Source organism: Alloiococcus sp. CFN-8 (assembly GCF_049943125.1).
Lineage (GTDB): Bacteria > Bacillota > Clostridia > Clostridiales > Clostridiaceae > JAEXZL01.
In genome coordinates this window covers 1,500,611-1,520,072 of sequence record NZ_CP188040.1, presented here as the reverse complement: position 1 = coordinate 1,520,072, position 19,462 = coordinate 1,500,611, and the positions used below count along the sequence as shown (strand labels likewise).

Below are 19,462 nucleotides of genomic sequence, written 5' to 3'. Positions count from 1 at the left end.
TATACTTAAAGCTTATATAAATAAAAGGGCTTTCATCTAAGTTTTTTTAATAACCAATAGATGAAGCCCTTAATTATTTATTTCTCAAAAAAGTTTTCTCCGTCGTCTAGGGCAACCTTTTCTTCTTCTTGATCATAGGTTCCGGTATACATTACTTCTCCATCCTGTGACACAAAAAACTCTGTAAGAAGAGATTGGTGAGTAGCCATTCCTTGTTCATCCTCCACAAGCCATGACCAGCGGCCATAATAAAATGGCTCTTCATCTATCATAACCTCTCCAACTATAGAGAAGCTGTAGGTAAAGCCGGTTTCAGGATCTTCTGTTCCTAGCTTTTCATGTAAAACCTCTGTTATTTCCTCCTCTGTAAGAGCTGTAGCCTCATTGTTCTTTGAGGTATCCTCTTGTTGGAAGTTCTGCTCAGGACCAGGATTTACATCTTCATTCACAGCACAGCCACCTAAAACAAATATAGATGCTGAGATAATTAGTGCTGTAGTTAATTTATTCATTGCATTACTTCCTTTCTGGGTACATGTGTATATAATATATACGATGAAAAAAAGCCTAAGTATTATTATAAGTATATGTTAATTATATGCTTAGATATTTTGTCGATTAATAGTTCATTTTATTATTATTCCTATAGCTTATTTTTATCAATATAACCTTTAGCTATATTAAGTAGTTTATTTTTATTATTAAGCTCCGGCTTTTCTAATACCCTTTCCAGTAGATAATTTAATATATCACCAATATGTCTTCCTGGCTTTAGAAGGAAGGTATTCATAATATCCTCCCCTGTAACCTCAAGATCCTTTATATATAAAGGGTTACCATTTTTAATAATAGCTTCTGTCCTCTTTTTAAGCTTTTCCACCTTATCTAAGTCATGAGGAGGGGCACTGGCAAGAATGTCGGCTTTTTGAAGAGAAAAAAGAAGAGGCATATTTTCTCTACCTATATCTCCAATAACTTTTTTCCAGGTTGAGTCCTTAGGGGAACTAAAAACCATCATATGATGAGATACAAGCTTTTTAACCATGGCTATGGTTTCATTATCATAGGTAAGTCTTCTTAATAGCCTCTCTGAAACTTCAACCCCTGCCTTTTCATGGCCGTAAAAGTGTCCTTTGCCCTTTTTATCAATGGTAAAGGTTTCAGGCTTAGCTATGTCATGAAGGAGGGCTGCAAGTCTAAGGGTCAGGTTCTTAGGGGCATTATCTATCACTGAAAGGGTGTGGATAAACACATCCTTATCATGATGAGGATTCCTTTGGTCAAGGCCTACCATGGCTTGAGCCTCTGGAAGTATATACTTTAAAAGCCCCGTGCTTTCTAGGAGTAAAAAGCCCTTAGAGGGTTTGTCAGAAAGAAGTATTTTATTGAGCTCCTCTCTTATTCTTTCTCTGCTGATATTTTTAATAAGACTACTATTTTTCTTTATTGAGTCATAGGTTTCTTCACTTAAGGAAAAGCCCAGCTGACAGCTAAAACGAACGGCCCTTAAAAGTCTTAAGGCATCTTCTGTAAAACGTACATCCGGATTACCTACGGTACGTATAATACCTTCTTTGATATCCGAGAGACCATTGTGGTAGTCCTTTAATCCATCCTTATGGTTATAAGCTAGCGCATTTATTGTAAAATCTCTTCTAGCTAAATCCTCTTTTAAGGAAGAAACAAAGGTTACCTCTTCTGGGCGGCGATTGTTTAAGTATTCTCCATCGATTCTATAGGTGGTAACCTCGAAGGGCTCCTTATCTATAAGCACTGTAACAGTACCATGCTTGATTCCAGTAGGTATAGTTTTCTCAAAAGTCTTTTCTATAATCTCAGGAGGAGCACTAGTGGTTATATCCCAATCATTAGGCTTTTTTCCTAAAATACTGTCTCTTATACAGCCACCAACGGCATAGGCCTCAAAGCCTTTATCATATAAGGTATCTATTATGTAAGCTACATTTTTAGGTAGTGAGATAATCATAGTAATCACCTGGTATAATGCAACTAACCATTATACTCATCCTTTCTTAAATATTCTTTTACAATATAAAATCAACTTATTCATCTATTACTTATATTTTCCTTAAAAACCATTGTAAAAACAAGTAAAAGAATAGTAATCTATATATAATAGAAAATAATTATTGGATTATTAATATATTTGAAGTTTATATATTATTAAAGAGTATAGTAGATTATTATAAAAAGGAGGCTGGAGACAATGGCACTAGAACCAAAAAAGATAAATGAATTTCAAGTTAATGAGCATATAATAGGTTTTTACCTGGTAAAACAAGCAGATGTTAAGGTTGGATCTAATAGCAAAAAATATATGGACCTAATATTATCAGATAAAACAGGAGAAATAAACGGTAAGCTCTGGGATGTCAGTGAAGCTCATCAGGAGCAGGTAAAGGCTCAGGCCCTAGTGAAGGTAAAGGCTCTTGTAACCTCCTGGCAGGGAAGTAATCAGCTGAAGATAGAGATAATAAGACCTGTAGAGGAGAGAGATGAGGTGAATATTGAGGATTTTGTAGCCTCTGCACCTTACATGCCAGAGGAGATGTATAGAGAAATACTATTTTATATTGATGGTATGTATAATCAAGATATAAAAGCTCTTGTAAAAAGAGTCTTTGAAGGCTACAAGGATAAGCTTATGTACTATCCTGCTGCAAAAAAGAACCACCATGCCATAAGGTCTGGGCTTTTGTACCATATACTATCCATGCTTAAGCTAGGGGAAAAGATAGCTCAGCTCTATGATTTTCTCAACAGAGATCTCCTTTTCGGAGGAATAATACTTCACGACTTGGCAAAAATGGAGGAGATGGATTCCTCAGAACTAGGAATAGTAAATGACTATACCATAGAAGGGACGCTTCTAGGACATATTACCCAGGGAATAAAAAATCTACAGGTACTAGGTGAAGAGCTGGGAACCAATAAGGAAGTTCTGATGCTCCTCCAGCACATGGTCCTATCCCACCATTATGAGCCTGAATTCGGCAGCCCCGTAAGGCCCATGATACCTGAAGCGGAAATCCTACATTATATAGATATAATAGATGCCAGGATGTTCGATATGAGGAAGGTATTAGAGGATGTAGCACCAGGAGAGTTTTCTGAGAGGCTGTGGTCCTTGGAAAATAGGAGGCTTTATAAGAGAAAAGAGGTTTAATAGTAAATAGACTGGTAAAACAATAGAACTACATGGATAAGAAAAGTCTGCATGAAAATGCAGGCTTATTTTTTTATAAAACTTATGATATGAAAGTATATAAGTACTAGCTTTTTTATGCATACTTATGTATAATTATATCACAAATAGTCGAAAAATATATTATTTTAAAATAATATAGAAAAAACGGTCGATTGATACAGGGAAAAGGGTGATATTTATGAGGATAAGTAAGGATTTTATTATGAGAGAAATAGCAGGAGATAGGGTGATAGTACCTACTGGAAGTGCTGTTATGAATTTTAATGGTCTTATAATGGTAAATGAGGTTGGAGCATTTTTATGGGAAAAGCTTCAAGAAGAGACTAACTTAGAGCTGCTCACAAAAAATGTCCTTGAAGAATATGAAGTTGATGAGAATACAGCTAGGAATGATATAGAGGAGTTTATATCTAAGCTTCAGGAGGGTGGAATCCTTCAGTAATAACAAAAGGTGATGCTATGAAAAAATATAAAGGAAATATAAAGCTATTAATGAGGCAAATATCACTCTTGTTACTTGATGCTGCAGCTATTAATATAGCTACCTTTCTTGCATTATTTATTCGCTTCGACTTCAGAATCAGTGATATAGATCCAGTGTTTGTTAAGTCAGCAATAACCTACGCACCCATAAACACAGCTATCACAATAGGTGTGCTCGCTATTTTTAGACTTTACAGTAGTCTCTGGCAATATGCAGGAGCTACCGAGGCCACGTATATAATATGGTCCATGGCAGTATGCTCAGTAGCTCAGTGCATTGGTATGGTCCTTTTAAGACTGCCTGCACCTAGAAGCTTTTATATCCTTCAGTCAGCTTTTCTGGGCTGTTTTGTTATAATAAGCAGATTTTCTTATAGGTTTATCAGAAGCTTTAACCATAGAGGAAACCAGGGAAGATATAAAAAGAATGTTATGGTAGTGGGGGCCGGTGAGGCAGGAACACTAATAATTAATGAAATCAAGTCTAGTAGTCATTTGAATCTTCAGGTTTGCTGTGCAATAGATGATAGTAACGAAAAAATAGGACGTTATATTCATGGAATCAAGGTGGTAGGGAATAGAGAGGATATTCCTAGAGCTGCTCTGGAATATGATATTTCACAAATCATTATTGCTATGCCTTCTCAAGGAGCAGCTGAAATAAAAAATATTTTAGAAATATGTAATAAAACCGGTTGTGAGCTAAAGCTTCTACCTGGAATATACCAGCTAGTGAATAATGAGGTCAGTGTCAGCAGACTTAGAAAAGTGAAAATAGAGGATCTCCTAGGAAGAGAGCCTATCAATGTGGATATAGACAAAATAATCTCCTATGTTACAGGAAGAACAGTGCTGATAACTGGAGGGGGAGGGTCTATAGGTAGTGAGATCTGTAGACAAGTAGCAAGCCATAAGCCTAAAAGTCTTATCATATTAGATATTTATGAGAATAATGCTTATGATATCCAGCAGGAGCTTATTAAAAAATATCCTTCCTTAAGTCTCTTTACTATCATCGCCTCTGTAAGAGATAAAGACCGTATAGAGGATGTATTTAAGGAGTTTAAGCCCGACATAGTTTATCATGCTGCAGCTCATAAGCATGTACCTCTAATGGAGGACAGCCCATGCGAGGCCATAAAAAATAATGTTGGAGGAACTAAGACAGTACTAGAGCTTTCAGTTAAGTATAAAGTAAAGCGTTTTGTTTTAATATCTTCTGATAAGGCTGTAAATCCTACAAATGTTATGGGAGCATCAAAAAGAATCTGCGAGATGCTAGTACAGGTCTATAACAAGAGGGCTGAGGGAGAATTTGCAGCTGTGCGCTTTGGAAATGTATTAGGAAGCAACGGCAGTGTAATTCCCTTGTTTAAAAAGCAAATAGCCTCAGGAGGACCTGTAACGGTAACTCATCCTGAAATTATTAGGTTTTTTATGACAATACCAGAGGCAGTTTCCCTGGTCCTTCAGGCAGGGGCTTTTGCAGTGGGTGGGGAGATCTTTGTATTAGACATGGGCGAGCCTATAAAAATTGTTGATTTAGCTAATAATCTCATAAGGCTATCAGGCTATGTTCCTGATGAGGATATAAAAATAGAGTTTACAGGCCTTCGACCAGGAGAGAAGCTCTATGAAGAGCTGCTTATGGATGAGGAAGGGCTTAAGGAAACAGATAATAAGCTTATATTCATAGGAAGCCCCATAGAGATAGATGAGGAAGAGTTTATATCAAGGTTAGATATTCTTATAGAAGCAGCAGAAAAAAATTCTCGGGATATAAGAAGCTTGATAAAAAGGATTGTACCCACATATTCTACACATGAAAAAAAGAATTATTAAAGAAGAGCACAGGATAAAAAGATTATAAAGTAATTATTCTATTTTAAAGAGGTGAAGAAAATGTCCCTCATTTATGAAAGCTACAAAAAGCGGGAAATTAGACTTAGTATGTGGCAAGAGGTATATTTTTACATCAAGAGGTTTGTAGATTTTCTTGCTGCTCTTCTTGGGGTGATAATTTTGTCGCCTGTATTCCTTTTAATTATTATTGCTATAGAGCTTGAAGAACCAGGTAGTAATCCATTTTTTACTCAAAAAAGAGTAGGGAGAAATAAAACCTACTTTAAGATTTATAAGTTTCGTACCATGAAGGTAGAAACTCCACATAATATTCCTACTCATCTTTTAAAGCACTCAGAGATTTATATAACAAGAGTAGGGAGAGTTTTAAGGAAAACTAGCCTTGATGAGCTTCCTCAGCTTTTCAATGTTCTTCAGGGAAAGCTGGCTGTGGTTGGCCCTCGTCCTGCCCTTTGGAATCAATACGATCTTATTCAGGAGAGGGATAAATATGATGCTAATAGCTTAACTCCAGGTATAACTGGATGGGCTCAGATTCATGGAAGGGATGAGCTGACCATAAGGGAGAAGGCAGCCTTCGATGGATTTTATGCCAGTAATTATGGAATTGCTATCGATATAAAGATTTTATTATTAACTGTTTCCCATGTGATTTCTAGTGATGGAGTTGTAGAAGGTGGCACTGGAGAATTAGACAAATATTCAAAGAAGGTTAGTTAGTTTTTATGGAATAGTGGGGTGATGAGATGAAAATTTTAATTTTGACCAATCATTCCTATATGCTATATCAATTTAGACGTGAACTTATTGCTGAGCTTTTAAAGAATCATGAGGTTATACTCAGCATGCCCTTTGTAGGACATGAAGAGGACTTTGAAGAAATTGGCTGTAAGTGTATTAATACAGAAATTGACCGGCGAGGAATTAATCCTATAAAGGATTTTAGGCTTTTATATTACTACTATAAATTAATAAAAAAGGAAAGACCCCATATGGTTATCTCCTTTTCAATAAAACCTAACATATATGGTGGCATTGTATGTAGCATCCTTAAGGTGCCTTACTTTGCCAATGTACAGGGGTTAGGTACAGCTTTTGAAAAGAAGGGCTTAGAAGATATTGTTTCAATATTATATAAGTTAGCCTTCAGCAGGGTAAGTACTGCATTCTTTGAAAATACTGTGGATTCAGAGAAATTTATAAAAAGAAAGATTCTTTCAGAGGATAAGATAACTGTACTACCTGGTGCTGGGGTTAATCTTGACTATTATAAGTACTCTCCTTATCCCAAGGAGGAAGCAATACGCTTTTTATTTGTTGGGAGGATAATGAAGGAAAAGGGAGTAGATGAGCTCTTTGAAGCTGCCATAAAGCTTAAGGAAAAGTATAGAAACAGGATTATTTTTGATATCGTAGGCTTCTTTGAGGATGAGTACAAGGAGGTTATTGAGAAGCTAGAGAAGGCTGATGTTGTTAATTTTCATGGCTTCCAACAGGAGGTAAGGACTTATTATGCATCCTCTCACTGTGTTATACTTCCTTCCTATCATGAAGGGATGTCCAATGTACTCCTGGAGGCGGCAGCCAGCGGAAGGCCAATAATTACCAGCGATATTCCTGGCTGCAGAGAAGCCGTGGAAGAAGGGATTAATGGCTATCTCTGTGAAGCTAAAAACAGTAAAAGCCTATATGAAACCATTGAGGCCTTTATTAAATTAAATAAAGATAAGCATGCTGAAATGGGGATAAAAAGTCGAGAAAAGATGATCCGTGACTTTGATAAGAAGAGAGTTGTAAGCAGAACTCTTAAGGAGATATTTAGCTAGATTAGAAGTAGAGGATAAGGTATGTCTGGATATGTTTATATACTAGTATGGATTGCAGCCTGTTATCTAATAACAAATACTGTACGGCCTATACATAAAGAAAGAACCTGCGGAGCATGGGAATATAGATATGATTTTAAGTGGGCTCTAATTATATTTTTACCTATCGTAGTATGGTGCAGCCTTAGAACAAATTTTGGAGATACGGAAGCTTACAGAAAAAGCTTTTTGGAACTGCCTGGGGCTTTCTCGAGCTTATTCAGTTATGTTCCCACTATTGAGAAGGATAAAGGGTTCACAGCACTATCTATAATAATTAAATCGATAATAGGAAACAGCGATATTTTTTACTTTTTCATCATAGCTGCAATACAAGGACTGTGTTTAGTTATTGTATATAGAAAATACTCCTGTAACTATCTTATGAGTATATTTCTCTTCATAGCATCCACAGACTACTTATCCTGGATGTTCAATGGAATGAGACAGTTTTTAGCAGCAGCTTTGCTATTTACAGCCATTGGCCTTATTTTGAGTAAAAGATATACCTTAGCCATAATAGTAACTCTTTTAGTATCCACAATACATGGTTCTGCACTTTTGATGATACCAATGATTTTTATAGTTCAGGGTAAGGCCTGGAATAAGAAAACACTGCTGTTTATCTTAGGGGTAATCCTAGCAATTGTCTTTGTTGATCAATTTACAAATATCTTATCAGAGGCTATTGTGGACACTCAATACGATGATTTATTAACTAATGGTATCTGGGAAAATGATGATGGAACAAGTATGTTTAGAGTATTAGTATATGCGGTCCCTACACTTTTATCATTAGTAGGAAGAAGGATAATCTTAAAAGAGAATAATCATGTTATTAATCTATGTACTAATATGTCAATTCTATCTACGGGTCTTTACATTGTTTCCATGTTTACCAGTGGTATATATATAGGAAGATTACCAATTTATTTTTCATTATATAATTATATTCTTCTGCCCTGGGAGATAGAAAATATCTTTACAAAGAAATCAGCAGATATTATGTACTTATTAACTATTGCAGCTTATTTATTATTTTATTATTTGCAGATGCATATGGCGTGGAATTTAATTTAACAAGGAGAGAAGTGTTTTGATAAGAGTACTCCATGTGGTCACTTATATGGGACGTGGTGGTTTAGAAACGATGCTTATGAATTACTATAGGCATATAGATAGAGACAAGCTTCAATTTGATTTTTTAGTTCATAGAGACTTTGAAGCAGATTATGATGAAGAGATAAAAAAACTGGGTGGACGTATTTATCATTTGCCAAAATTAAATCCTTTCAGTACAAGCTACCTACATCAACTGGATAGCTTTTTTAAGGAGCATAAGGAGTATTCTATTGTGCATTCACATCTCGATTGCATGGCAGGAATACCTTTGAAATATGCGAAGAAAAATGGTGTTCCAATACGCATTGCTCATGCTCATAGCAGTAGCCAAACGAAAGATAGTAAGTATTGTTTGAAGCTTTTGTATAAAAAAAATATACCTAGGTATGCTACTGATCTTTTTGCTTGTTCCCAGTCTGCAGGTGAATGGATGTTTGGAAATAGAAGATTTACAGTGATGAATAATGCAATTGATTCTGAAAGATACAGTTATAATAAAAAAACTTCATTTGAAATGAGACGGTACTTTGATATTCCTCAAGATTCTTTAGTGGTTGGCCATGTTGGTAGATTTGCACCACCCAAAAATCATAGTTTTATAATAAAGGTTTTTTCCGATATCTCAAAACAAAAACCTAATGCAAGATTACTTTTGGTTGGTGAGGGGGAATTGAAAAATGAAATAATAGAAATGGTAACAGACTTAGGAATCCAAAATAAAGTCATTTTTACAGGAGTCAGATCTGATATCCCAGAGCTTATGCAAGCTATGGATGTATTTCTGTTCCCTTCAAATTATGAAGGACTCCCCGTAGCTATTATAGAGGCTCAGGCGTCTGGCTTACCATGCATAATTTCTGATAAAGTGCCAATTGAGTGTAAAAAGACCGAGTTAGTTCGCCAAGTAAGTTTATCAGAGGATATCTCTAAATGGGCGGAGGAGGTAATAGACTCCTCAAGATGTCCTCGCTATGATACTTCTGAATTTATAAGGGAATCTGGATTTGATATATGTGAAAGTTCAAAAGTAATGGAGCAGTTTTATCTACAAGCCTATTTAAAAGCTGCTGAAAGAGGTGTTCAGTATGGTTCCATTAACAGTATTCACGCCAACATATAACCGTGCACATACCTTGGTTCGCACTTACAAATCGCTATGCCTACAAAATTGTAAGGAATTTATATGGCTCATTATAGATGATGGTTCTACAGATAATACAAAAGAACTAGTTCATAGCTGGCAACTGCAGAACAGTGGGTTTGAGATTCTATACATATATAAAGAAAACGGAGGTATGCATACTGCACATAATACTGCCTATGAGAATATAACTACAGAATTGAATGTTTGTATTGATTCCGACGATTGTCTTGCTGAAGGTGCGGTAGAGAAAATATTAGATTTTTGGAATGAGCATAGAAGTGAGGAGTATGCAGGAATCATAGGATTAGATGCTGACTTTTCTGGAAAAATCATTGGGAAAGGCTTTCCAAGTGAAATGAAGGAAACAACATTATCAGGATACTATGCTTCTGGAGGTAAGGGAGATAAAAAGTTGGTCTATAGGACAGATGTTATTAAAAGCTATCCGCCTTATCCTGTTTTTTATGGAGAAAAGTATATAGCATTGGCTTATAAATATACATTAATTGATCAGGATTATAAACTGGCAGTTTTAGATTCGGTAATTTGTAACGTTGAATACCAGGATAGTGGTTCCAGTGCAACTATGTGGAAGCAATACCTAAATAATCCAAAGGGATTTGCTTTTTGGAGAAAGGTATGTATGGAATATCCTATGTCAAGAAAGAGGCTTTTTGTTGATTGTGTGCATTATGTGTCCAGCAGCATATTTGCAGGAAAAAAACATTTTATTTCCGAGTCACCTCAGAAGTGTCTATCTATACTTGCAGTACCTATTGGTGCTGTTTTGACTCTATACATAAAGATTAAAGCTAATAATTCTAGTGAAAGGTTTTTATAATGGATAATAAAAACATAAGTTTTAAACATAAATATACTGCTGATTTTTATAGAATGACCGGTATAAAAGACAGAAATTTAGTACAAAATATTTTTTTCTTTTTAAAGTCCCACAATCTTAGATTTATGTATTATTACAGAAAGTATCAAAGTTCCAAGCGTTTAATATTTAGATTGATTTTATTTTTTTATTCTCGAAAGTACGGATTAGAAATTTCTCCTAATGCAAACATTGATGATGGGTTATATTTGGGACATCCCTACAACATAACTGTTGCTGAGGGCGTAGAGATTGGTAAAAATGTAAATATTCATAAAGGTGTAACTATAGGATTGGAGTCAAGAGGAAAAAGAAATGGCGTACCAAGGATAGGTAATAATGTTTACGTAGGAATTAATTCTACTATTGCTGGTAAGGTTAGAATTGGAAATGATGTAATGATAGCTCCAAATACATTTATAAATTTTGATGTACCATCACATTCAGTTGTTATTGGTAATCCTGCTATTATCCATTCAAAGTCATTTGCCACAGAAAGTTATGTGAATTTTTGTGTATGATTATGAATGATATTTATAGGGGGGGATTATGAAAAAGGTTCTATTTTTAATACATGATCTTGGACAGGGCGGTGCTGAAAAGGTATTGGTAAACCTGGTCAATAATATGGACACAGATAAATTTGATATTACTGTGATGACGTTATTTGACGTTGGGGTAAATAGGAAATTTCTAAATAATAGAATAAAGTATAGAACTGTGTTTGGAAAAATGTTGCCTGGTAATTCACATATGATGAAGCTGAGGTCTCCTCGTTACTTGCACAAGACATTTATTAAGGAGCGTTATGATATTGAAGTAGCATATTTGGAGGGACCTTCTGCTCGTATCATTAGTGGCTGCTCTGACCCTAATACCAAGTTGGTGTGCTGGATTCATTGTACAATAGGATCACCTAAAGCATTGGCAAGTTCATTTAGGAGTATGAGAGAGGCAGAGAAGTGTTATAAAAATTTTGATACTATTGCATTTGTTTCAGATGGAATTAGAGAATCATTCTTAAAACAGTTGCCAGATATCAAAAAAACAATTGTTTTGTATAATACTAATAACACAAATGAAATTCTTTATTTGAAAGATGAGCCTGTTGAAGATGGGGTTTTTTACAAAAATGAGATTCGTATTTGTGGTGTTGGCAAGTTGGTTCCACTAAAAGGTTTTGATAAACTTGCGCATATTCATAAGCGATTACGTGACGAGGGTTATCCGATCCACACGTATATAATGGGAATGGGCCCAGAACGTGAAAAATTAGAATCATATATTTATAAGTATCATTTAGAGGATAACTTAACACTCCTTGGCTATCAAACCAACCCATATAAGTTTGTTTCACGATGTGATTTATTTGTATGTTCATCTTTTGCTGAGGGATTTTCTACAGCTACCACTGAATCATTAATTGTAGGAACTCCTGTGATGACTACACCTGTATCTGGAATGAAGGAGATGCTTGGAGACAGCAATGAGTATGGAGTAATTGTAGATAATTATGATGAGGCATTATATATGGGAATCAAGAATCTTCTGGATAACCCTGAGTTATTGAAACATTATAAAGGGAAAGCAGAAGAGCGAGGGAAGGATTTTTGTACGCAGAGAACCGTCAAAGCAGTTGAGGATATGCTTACATCCTTATAAAGGTATATTATGATATTGCAAATACTCAATATATTAAGTTTAACAATGAACTTAATTGAAGCTGGGTGGTGGTTGTTGAGCATATTTTAGATAATTGTGTAGTTGTAGGAGTTGCAGCACGTATTGTAAAGAAAAAATTATAGGGTGGAAATTGTAATATGAATGATATGATAAGCGTTATTGTCCCTGCTTACAACATTGAGGGGTATATAGGCAGAGCATTGGAAAGTATTCTTGCACAATCATATTCCAATATAGAAATAATTGTAGTAGATGATGGTTCTACTGATAGTACAGCTGAGGTAATAGATAAATATGAAAAACAATATCCTGAAAAGGTCAGAGCTATTCATATTGCAAATGATGGCGTTACAAATGCTAGGTTGACAGGAATTGCAGAGGCAAAAGGGGAATGGGTTGGCTTTGTTGATGGTGATGATGAAATTGAGCCGGATATGTATGAATTTTTATTAAAGAATGCAATTACTTATGGAGCTGATATTTCTCATTGTGGATATCAAATGATATTTTCTGATGGACGTATTAATTATTTTTATAATACTGGTAACCTTGTAAAACAGGATAAGGAAACAGCGCTTAAGGATCTTTTGGACGGTTGTTTTGTTGAACCTGGACTTTGTAATAAGCTCTTTAATAAAAGCTTGTTCAAAAGATTGTTTCAAGATGAATTAATGGACAGATCAATCAGGATTAATGAAGATTTATTGATGAATTTTTATTTGTTTTCTTCAGCCAATAAGTCTGTTTTTGAAGATAAATGTAAGTATCATTATATAGTTCGAGAATCTTCTGCTTCCAGGGAGAAGTTAAAAGGACATAAGATTTATGATCCTATAAGAGTTAAGGAAATAATTCTTGAACAATGTGATGAGAATATTGTTTCTTATGCACAAAAAGCTTTTGTTACAACCTGTGTGTACGGATATTGTAATTTGGTTGTAAATGGGGACGAGGAATATTTAGATGCAAAACAGAAAATACGAGGACTTATTATACAGCATTTTCAATGGTGTAGTAAGTTACCGAAGCGAACTAAGTTACTTGCTGAATTGATTGTAAAGGCACCTTGGCTTTTTCAGTTCGTATATAAGATTTATGTACATTGCCTGCAAAAAACGAAATATGAATAAAAACAAGAGGGAAGAGTAATTTTAATATGAAAAAAGTATTATATATGCATACAGGAAGTGGAAATCACGGCTGTGAAGCAATTGTGCGTTCAACATCAAATCTTTTGGGAGGGCCAAAAGAAATTAAATTATGGTCTTTAGCTAAGGTAGAGGAAGTTAAGTACGGAATTGTTGACGTAGTTGAAGATATTATAGAATCTGAAGAAATTAAGAAATATAGTGTGCCATATTATGAAGCATTGATAAGAAGAAGATTATTTCGTGATTCTGACGCTAATATGGAAGTGTTTATTAAACAACTGTTTAAGGACAGTATTGCATTTTCAATTGGTGGAGATAACTACTGCTATAAATGGTCGGCTGACCAAGCGATTAAACTTAATAAGTTAATAAGAAAACACTGCAAAAAATCGGTTTTGTGGGGATGTTCTATAGACCCAGAAGCAATTACATCAGAGATGGCAGATGATCTCTCCAAATTTGATCTCATTACTGCAAGAGAGTCTATCACATATAATTGTCTCAAAGCAATTAACCCAAATACTGTTCAAGTTGCAGATTCAGCGTTCTTACTAGAAGAAGTAAAGCAACCTTTGCCTGATGGGCTTTCTAGGGATAACACTGTAGGTATCAATATTAGTCCGTTAATTATGAAGTATGGTACAGATAGTAATATGATTTTAAAGAATTACGAAGAGATGATTGGATATATTTTAGATAATACAGATATGAATATATGTCTTATTCCTCATGTTGTTTGGGAACACAATAATGACTTAGTGCCAATAAGATATCTATATGAAAAGTTTGAGTCCTCTAATCGAATTGGTATGATTAAGGATGGAAATTGTATGGAACTGAAAGGATATATTTCTCAATGTAGATTCTTCATTGGAGCACGTACACATGCTACAATTGCTGCTTATTCATCATACATTCCTACTTTGGTTGTTGGATATTCGGTGAAATCAAGGGGAATTGCACAGGATTTATTTGGAACATATGAAAATTATGTGTTGCCAGTACAAGCTTTGAAATCAGAGTCTGACTTAAAGAATCAATTTATTTGGCTTATGAAACATGAAGAAGAACAGAAAGAAAAGCTCAGGCGAACGATTCCAGATTATATTGAGTTGGCAAAAAAAGCAAGAAATCTTATAGAACAATTTGAGATATAATTTTGAAAGAGAGTATAAAATGTCAAGAGTTAAAAATACAAGCAAAAATTTTATTTTTTCAGTAATCAGCACACTCTTATCATCCGTACTTGGATTTGTTTCAAGAACTGTTTTTATTCGAGTGATAGGTATCACATATTTAGGTGCTAATAGCCTTTTTACTAATATTATTTCTATGCTTTCCTTGACAGAATTAGGTATTGGCTCAGCAATCTCCTTCAACTTATATAAACCTTTGGCAAATAATGATATTCAGGCTATAAAGTCATTAATGTCTTTATATAAAAGAGCTTACCGGTATATCGCTGCAATAATTTCAGTTTTAGGATTGAGCCTCGTTCCATTTCTTAATTATTTGATTAAAGACAGTGGCAATATGGAACATACCACGTTTATATATCTTGTTTTTCTATATAATACAGTAATTTCGTATCTATTTTCTTATAAAATTACTCTTTTATCTGCAGACCAAAAATCTTATTTAATGACTAATGTCAATATGATTATCAGTGTAGGAACTGTTGGTATCCAATTACTAGTTCTTGTAATATTCAAAAATTATTTTGTCTATTTAATAGTAGGAGCAGTGATTGGTACAGTTCAATGGTTCTTTATTAATCAGTATATTTATAGTAGATATCCATATTTGAAGGATAAGGATGCACAACCACTGAATGCTGATGAAAAGAGGACTATATCCACAAATGTTAAGGCGATGATGTTTCATAAATTAGGAGAGCTTTGTATTAATCAAACTGATAATATTATTATCTCCTCCTTTATAAGCATTGTGGCAGTGGGACTATATAACAATTATTATATGATTATAAATATAATAAATAAATTTGCGTTATCTTTTTTCAATGCAGCAACAGCTAGCTTGGGAAATCTAATTGCAACAGAGTCCTATGAAAGGAGATACGAAGTATTTAAAAAATACAATTTTCTGGGGTTTTGGATTTTTGGTTGGACTGGAATTTGTTTATATGTTTTGTTGAACCCTTTTATTGAAATTTGGCTTGGCAGTAAATTTTTGATTGATAGCCTTACATTATCATTGGTTATGATTAATTATTATTTAGTAGGTATGAGAGTAACAATTGGTAATGTTAAGATGGCAGCTGGTTTGTATAAGCAAGATCAGTGGGCTCCATTAGTGCAGGCAATAATAAATTTAGTTGTCTCTATCATTGGGGCTATATATTTAGGGTTGCCAGGAGTATTTTTAGGAACGGTAGTGAGCAGTATTAGTATTCCATGTTGGTATCGACCAATTATTGTCTATAAATATGCCTTCCATAAATCTGCAAAAGAATATTTTATGACTTATTTTAAATATATATGTATAGTTGCATTTAATCTTTTAGTCGTTATTGGTATAAATTATTTTGCTTTAGCACAGATAAACTTAAGTATTTATTTATCCTTTTTATTACAGTGTATAGTGTGTGCAATAGTGCCTAATGTAATTATTATTTTTTTATTTCATAATACTGAAGAATTTCGATATCTTATGAAATTGGCGAATAAGTTTATAAGGAGATATTAATGAAAAAGCAACCATTGGTAACAATCATTACCCCGTGCTGCAATGGAGAAGATTTTTTGAATCAATACTTTGAGTCTATTTTAGCTCAGACATATAAAAATATTGAATTGATTTTTGTTAATGATGGATCTATAGATAATACTGAATTAATTGCTAAGTCCTATGGCACTGAGTTTGAGAAAAGGGATATACGATATGTTTATTTGCATCAAAAAAAAGGCGGACAAGCAAAAGCAATGAATACTGGATTGAAAGAGATGAAGGGGGAATATCTTGTTTGGCCGGATTCAGATGACCTGCTATCCTGCGATAGTATAGAAAAAAGAGTTAGATTTTTAGAGGAACATCCTCAATACTCTTTTGTAAGAAGTAATGGAGATTTCTTTGATTTTCAGACAAAAGAGAAGCTTCATCGTATTTCAAATCTGGATAATCGCTTCCATGAGGATATATTTCTTGATCTGATTTTAGAAGAGACTTATTGCTGCTGTGGGTGCTATATGATTCGAAGCAATATTCTAAAAAAATTTTATCCAGACCTGACTATTTATGAATCTCCTGCTGGTCAAAACTGGCAATTATTGATTCCAATAGCAGGTAAATATTTGTGTGGTTTTATTGATGAAGATTTGTATCATATCGCCGTAAGAAGTAATAGTCATTCAAGGCAACAACGTACACTAGATGAAACTGTTGATAGATTATTTGAATTAAAAAAGGTTTTAAATATAGGAATACAATTATCTGGGCGTAATGATAGGGATTATGATGATATTGTTAATATTAAGTATTTGAAAATATTATTCAGATGCTATATGAAGGCAGATGACCTAGAACAAGGGGAATTATACTATAGGAAACTTCGCAAGGCAAATGCGGTTGAGAATCAGGATTATAGATTATATTTGAAAAAGATGCATCCGATGGTTTATTCGGCATACAATATGTCGAATTTATTTAATCGTATTATACACAAGCTTTGCCGAATTACAGCGAGAGCACTGTATAAGGAAGGATAAATCAATGTTGGTGAAAGCTACGGAATGTACTGGTTGTGGAGGTTGCGCAGCCGCATGTCCGAAACAATGCATAACTATGAAAATTGATGCTGAAGGATTTCGATATCCTATAATAAATCAGGAAAGTTGTATTCAATGTAAAATTTGTGAGAAGACATGCTCTGTTCTGCATGTCAATGAGGTTTCATCATGTACAGAGGCGTTTGCAGTTCATAATAAAGACAATGAAGTACGAAGGGAAAGCTCTTCAGGAGGAGTGTTTTCTGAGCTCGCAAAGTATGTTATTGAAAAGAGAGGATATGTTTGTGGAGCTATTTATGACGAAAACTTTGAAGTAAGACATACTATTAGTAATTCAATTGATCAATTAGCTTTTTTACGTGGAGCAAAATACGCTCAAAGCATAGCAGAGCCTTGCTATAAGACCATTAAAAACCTGTTGATTAAAGGAAATCCAGTTTTATTTGTTGGTACACCCTGTCAGGTAGCTGGGCTACAGAGATATCTAAAAAGAGATTATTCTAATTTGATTTTAGTTGATATGATATGTCATGGGGTTCCTTCTCCATTAATATGGAAAATGTATCTAAAAGAGAGAAGAAGAAAAGACGCTGGGGGAGCGTTGATTAATTCAGTGAATTTGAGAAGTAAGATATCGGGTTGGAGTAAGTATTCCTATTCAGTTGTTATAAGATACGAAAATGGTGTAAGTTATACTGAAAAGCAGAGCAACGATATATTTATGCAAGGTTTTGTAAATAACCTATATATTAGACCTTCCTGTGAAAAGTGTAAGTTTAAAGGAATTGAAAGAAGTAGTGATTTCACATTAGGAGATTATTGGGGGATATGGGATCAGTATCCCGAATTTGATGATAATCATGGAACCTCGTTGGTATTTATTCATTCTGAAAAAGGATATAATCTGTGGAAAGAAATCCGAGATAGATTTAAGTATTTAAGGATAGATTCTGAGCAAGCGGTGGCTATGAATAAAAGTATGTTAGAAGGCTCGGTTCCCCATAGTCGAAGAGAAGAGTTCTTTGAATATATAAGTTCATGTAACGATTTATGTGAATTAATCAGTAGAATGCTTTCAAGTCAGCATCTTGAGAAAGGGAGCATCTTGAGAAAACTTCTTAATAGATTCATAAAGTGTTTTATAAGATTATTGAAGTAATACTTTTAGTTATTAAATTAAATATTAATTTTACTGAGGAAAAAGGATGAAAAATATTATATCAGTTATCGTACCTATATACAATGTACAGCTTTATTTACCACAGTGTCTAGATAGTATTTTACAACAAACCTATAGAAACTTGGAGGTCATTCTTATTGATGATGGTTCCACTGATCAATCTGGTATAATATGCGATACATACTCCAAGAAAGACAATAGAATTACAGTGATTCATCAGCATAATGGTGGTGCAGCCAGTGCAAAGAATACAGGCCTAAGCGTTGCTACAGGTGAGTATCTTGCATTTGTTGATAGTGATGATTTCCTTGAATTAGACGCCTATGAATACATGATAGATCAACTGAAATCGAAGGGTGCAGATATTATTCAGTGCAGTTTTTCCAAAGTTTATTTAGATGGCGTGGAGAACCAGATTAAACTGAATCAGTTATGTGAATTTGATACAGAAGCTTATCTATCAAGATATACCATAGACTGGACGTGCGGGTTATTATGGGATAAGTTATATCGTAGAGATTTGTTCAAGAATGTTTTTTTTGAGGAAGGTCATAAAATCGATGATGAATTTTTTACTTATCAAGGAGTAATGAATGCTAAAAAAATTATTCATTCTCCTCATATTGTATATAATTACCGTCAGAGAAAATCTAGTGTAATGACTTCAGTAGATTCTAAAAATCAGATTGTCCTTGATAAATTAAATTATCTTAATCAACGTCGAAAAAAAGTTTCAGTTAAATTTCCTGCGCTTAAGGAAAAGTTTGATTATCACTTTCTTGATATGCTTCTTATACTGTCCCAAGATACTTCTGCTTCATATGAGAGTTTGTCAGTTACAAAGAGATTATTGAAGGAGTATTTTCACGAAGGAGAAAGCTGCAGGATGAAGCTAGGAATGAGGTATCAATTATTTCTGTTACAGTATGGTAGTATTAATAAACGATTAAGAAAAAAGCAAGAGATTAGTAGCACAAATAATCTAAAAAGATATTATGAGTAGGGAACAAAGATGAAAGAAAGCGTAAAGATATTCTTGCAAATTATCCGGGTGATATTTATATTACCAGGAGTTAATTGGTCAGATGATAGATTTCAAAAGGATTTATTGCGGTG

General features: G+C 34.2%; 18 protein-coding genes. 16 read left to right on the top strand and 2 right to left on the bottom strand.

Going from position 1 to position 19,462, the window contains the following annotated elements:
- Positions 1-77: 77 nt before the first annotated feature.
- Both ACPWSR_RS06790 and ACPWSR_RS06785 read right to left on the bottom strand, forming a co-directional pair.
- Positions 78-512, bottom strand: coding sequence for a hypothetical protein (locus ACPWSR_RS06790; RefSeq protein ID WP_426350933.1), 435 nt, complete (start codon positions 510-512; stop codon positions 78-80).
- Between the two features lie 131 nt (positions 513-643).
- Entirely contained in the window at positions 644-1,987 is a 1,344-nt protein-coding gene (locus tag ACPWSR_RS06785; protein WP_426350932.1) for a CCA tRNA nucleotidyltransferase, read from the bottom strand.
- A gap of 240 nt (positions 1,988-2,227) precedes the next feature.
- On the opposite strand from ACPWSR_RS06785, the gene ACPWSR_RS06780 reads away from it, so the two are divergent.
- From ACPWSR_RS06780 to ACPWSR_RS06705, 16 genes are all read left to right on the top strand, one after another.
- Positions 2,228-3,187 carry a 3'-5' exoribonuclease YhaM family protein gene (locus ACPWSR_RS06780; protein WP_426350931.1) on the top strand — a complete coding sequence of 320 codons (960 nt, stop codon included), beginning with the start codon at positions 2,228-2,230 and terminating at the stop codon, positions 3,185-3,187.
- Between the two features lie 220 nt (positions 3,188-3,407).
- On the top strand, positions 3,408-3,671 hold the full coding sequence (locus tag ACPWSR_RS06775; protein ID WP_426350930.1) for a PqqD family protein: 264 nt from the start codon (positions 3,408-3,410) through the stop codon (positions 3,669-3,671).
- A gap of 17 nt (positions 3,672-3,688) precedes the next feature.
- Positions 3,689-5,554: a polysaccharide biosynthesis protein gene (locus ACPWSR_RS06770; protein WP_426350929.1), complete on the top strand. Its 1,866-nt coding sequence runs from the start codon at positions 3,689-3,691 to the stop codon at positions 5,552-5,554.
- 108 nt (positions 5,555-5,662) lie between these two features.
- Positions 5,663-6,295 carry a sugar transferase gene (locus tag ACPWSR_RS06765; RefSeq protein ID WP_426351362.1) on the top strand — a complete coding sequence of 211 codons (633 nt, stop codon included), beginning with the start codon at positions 5,663-5,665 and terminating at the stop codon, positions 6,293-6,295.
- Positions 6,296-6,321: 26 nt separating this feature from the next.
- Positions 6,322-7,401, top strand: coding sequence for a glycosyltransferase family 4 protein (locus ACPWSR_RS06760; RefSeq protein ID WP_426350928.1), 1,080 nt, complete (start codon positions 6,322-6,324; stop codon positions 7,399-7,401).
- 21 nt (positions 7,402-7,422) lie between these two features.
- Positions 7,423-8,520, top strand: coding sequence for an EpsG family protein (locus ACPWSR_RS06755; protein ID WP_426350927.1), 1,098 nt, complete (start codon positions 7,423-7,425; stop codon positions 8,518-8,520).
- Positions 8,521-8,536: 16 nt separating this feature from the next.
- Positions 8,537-9,682, top strand: coding sequence for a glycosyltransferase family 1 protein (locus ACPWSR_RS06750; RefSeq protein ID WP_426350926.1), 1,146 nt, complete (start codon positions 8,537-8,539; stop codon positions 9,680-9,682).
- On the top strand, positions 9,648-10,547 hold the full coding sequence (locus tag ACPWSR_RS06745; RefSeq protein WP_426350925.1) for a glycosyltransferase family 2 protein: 900 nt from the start codon (positions 9,648-9,650) through the stop codon (positions 10,545-10,547). Before ACPWSR_RS06750 ends, ACPWSR_RS06745 begins: the two co-directional genes overlap by 35 nt.
- Positions 10,547-11,107 carry a serine O-acetyltransferase gene (locus ACPWSR_RS06740; protein ID WP_426350924.1) on the top strand — a complete coding sequence of 187 codons (561 nt, stop codon included), beginning with the start codon at positions 10,547-10,549 and terminating at the stop codon, positions 11,105-11,107. Before ACPWSR_RS06745 ends, ACPWSR_RS06740 begins: the two co-directional genes overlap by 1 nt.
- 28 nt (positions 11,108-11,135) lie before the next feature.
- The gene (locus tag ACPWSR_RS06735; protein ID WP_426350923.1) at positions 11,136-12,248 is read left to right on the top strand and encodes a glycosyltransferase; all 1,113 of its coding nucleotides are present in this window, start codon (positions 11,136-11,138) and stop codon (positions 12,246-12,248) included.
- Positions 12,249-12,415: 167 nt separating this feature from the next.
- Positions 12,416-13,399, top strand: a complete 984-nt coding sequence (locus tag ACPWSR_RS06730) for a glycosyltransferase family 2 protein (protein WP_426350922.1) — start codon at positions 12,416-12,418, stop codon at positions 13,397-13,399.
- Positions 13,400-13,425: 26 nt separating this feature from the next.
- Positions 13,426-14,577 (top strand): polysaccharide pyruvyl transferase family protein, encoded by a 1,152-nt coding sequence (locus tag ACPWSR_RS06725; protein WP_426350921.1) that lies wholly within the window; start codon positions 13,426-13,428, stop codon positions 14,575-14,577.
- A gap of 19 nt (positions 14,578-14,596) precedes the next feature.
- Entirely contained in the window at positions 14,597-16,126 is a 1,530-nt protein-coding gene (locus tag ACPWSR_RS06720) for a lipopolysaccharide biosynthesis protein (protein ID WP_426350920.1), read from the top strand.
- On the top strand, positions 16,126-17,145 hold the full coding sequence (locus ACPWSR_RS06715; RefSeq protein ID WP_426350919.1) for a glycosyltransferase family 2 protein: 1,020 nt from the start codon (positions 16,126-16,128) through the stop codon (positions 17,143-17,145). Before ACPWSR_RS06720 ends, ACPWSR_RS06715 begins: the two co-directional genes overlap by 1 nt.
- Before the next feature lie 4 nt (positions 17,146-17,149).
- On the top strand, positions 17,150-18,325 hold the full coding sequence (locus ACPWSR_RS06710; protein ID WP_426350918.1) for a Coenzyme F420 hydrogenase/dehydrogenase, beta subunit C-terminal domain: 1,176 nt from the start codon (positions 17,150-17,152) through the stop codon (positions 18,323-18,325).
- Between the two features lie 46 nt (positions 18,326-18,371).
- Positions 18,372-19,349, top strand: coding sequence for a glycosyltransferase family 2 protein (locus ACPWSR_RS06705; RefSeq protein WP_426350917.1), 978 nt, complete (start codon positions 18,372-18,374; stop codon positions 19,347-19,349).
- The last annotated feature ends 113 nt before the right edge of the window (positions 19,350-19,462 follow it).

Coding starts and splice junctions, on each gene's coding strand:
- ACPWSR_RS06790 (WP_426350933.1), bottom strand. CDS start 512: ATGAATAAATTAACTACAGCACTAATTATCTCAGCATCTATATTTGTT.
- ACPWSR_RS06785 (WP_426350932.1), bottom strand. CDS start 1,987: ATGATTATCTCACTACCTAAAAATGTAGCTTACATAATAGATACCTTA.
- ACPWSR_RS06780 (WP_426350931.1), top strand. CDS start 2,228: ATGGCACTAGAACCAAAAAAGATAAATGAATTTCAAGTTAATGAGCAT.
- ACPWSR_RS06775 (WP_426350930.1), top strand. CDS start 3,408: ATGAGGATAAGTAAGGATTTTATTATGAGAGAAATAGCAGGAGATAGG.
- ACPWSR_RS06770 (WP_426350929.1), top strand. CDS start 3,689: ATGAAAAAATATAAAGGAAATATAAAGCTATTAATGAGGCAAATATCA.
- ACPWSR_RS06765 (WP_426351362.1), top strand. CDS start 5,663: ATGTGGCAAGAGGTATATTTTTACATCAAGAGGTTTGTAGATTTTCTT.
- ACPWSR_RS06760 (WP_426350928.1), top strand. CDS start 6,322: ATGAAAATTTTAATTTTGACCAATCATTCCTATATGCTATATCAATTT.
- ACPWSR_RS06755 (WP_426350927.1), top strand. CDS start 7,423: ATGTCTGGATATGTTTATATACTAGTATGGATTGCAGCCTGTTATCTA.
- ACPWSR_RS06745 (WP_426350925.1), top strand. CDS start 9,648: ATGGTTCCATTAACAGTATTCACGCCAACATATAACCGTGCACATACC.
- ACPWSR_RS06740 (WP_426350924.1), top strand. CDS start 10,547: ATGGATAATAAAAACATAAGTTTTAAACATAAATATACTGCTGATTTT.
- ACPWSR_RS06735 (WP_426350923.1), top strand. CDS start 11,136: ATGAAAAAGGTTCTATTTTTAATACATGATCTTGGACAGGGCGGTGCT.
- ACPWSR_RS06730 (WP_426350922.1), top strand. CDS start 12,416: ATGATAAGCGTTATTGTCCCTGCTTACAACATTGAGGGGTATATAGGC.
- ACPWSR_RS06725 (WP_426350921.1), top strand. CDS start 13,426: ATGAAAAAAGTATTATATATGCATACAGGAAGTGGAAATCACGGCTGT.
- ACPWSR_RS06720 (WP_426350920.1), top strand. CDS start 14,597: ATGTCAAGAGTTAAAAATACAAGCAAAAATTTTATTTTTTCAGTAATC.
- ACPWSR_RS06715 (WP_426350919.1), top strand. CDS start 16,126: ATGAAAAAGCAACCATTGGTAACAATCATTACCCCGTGCTGCAATGGA.
- ACPWSR_RS06710 (WP_426350918.1), top strand. CDS start 17,150: ATGTTGGTGAAAGCTACGGAATGTACTGGTTGTGGAGGTTGCGCAGCC.
- ACPWSR_RS06705 (WP_426350917.1), top strand. CDS start 18,372: ATGAAAAATATTATATCAGTTATCGTACCTATATACAATGTACAGCTT.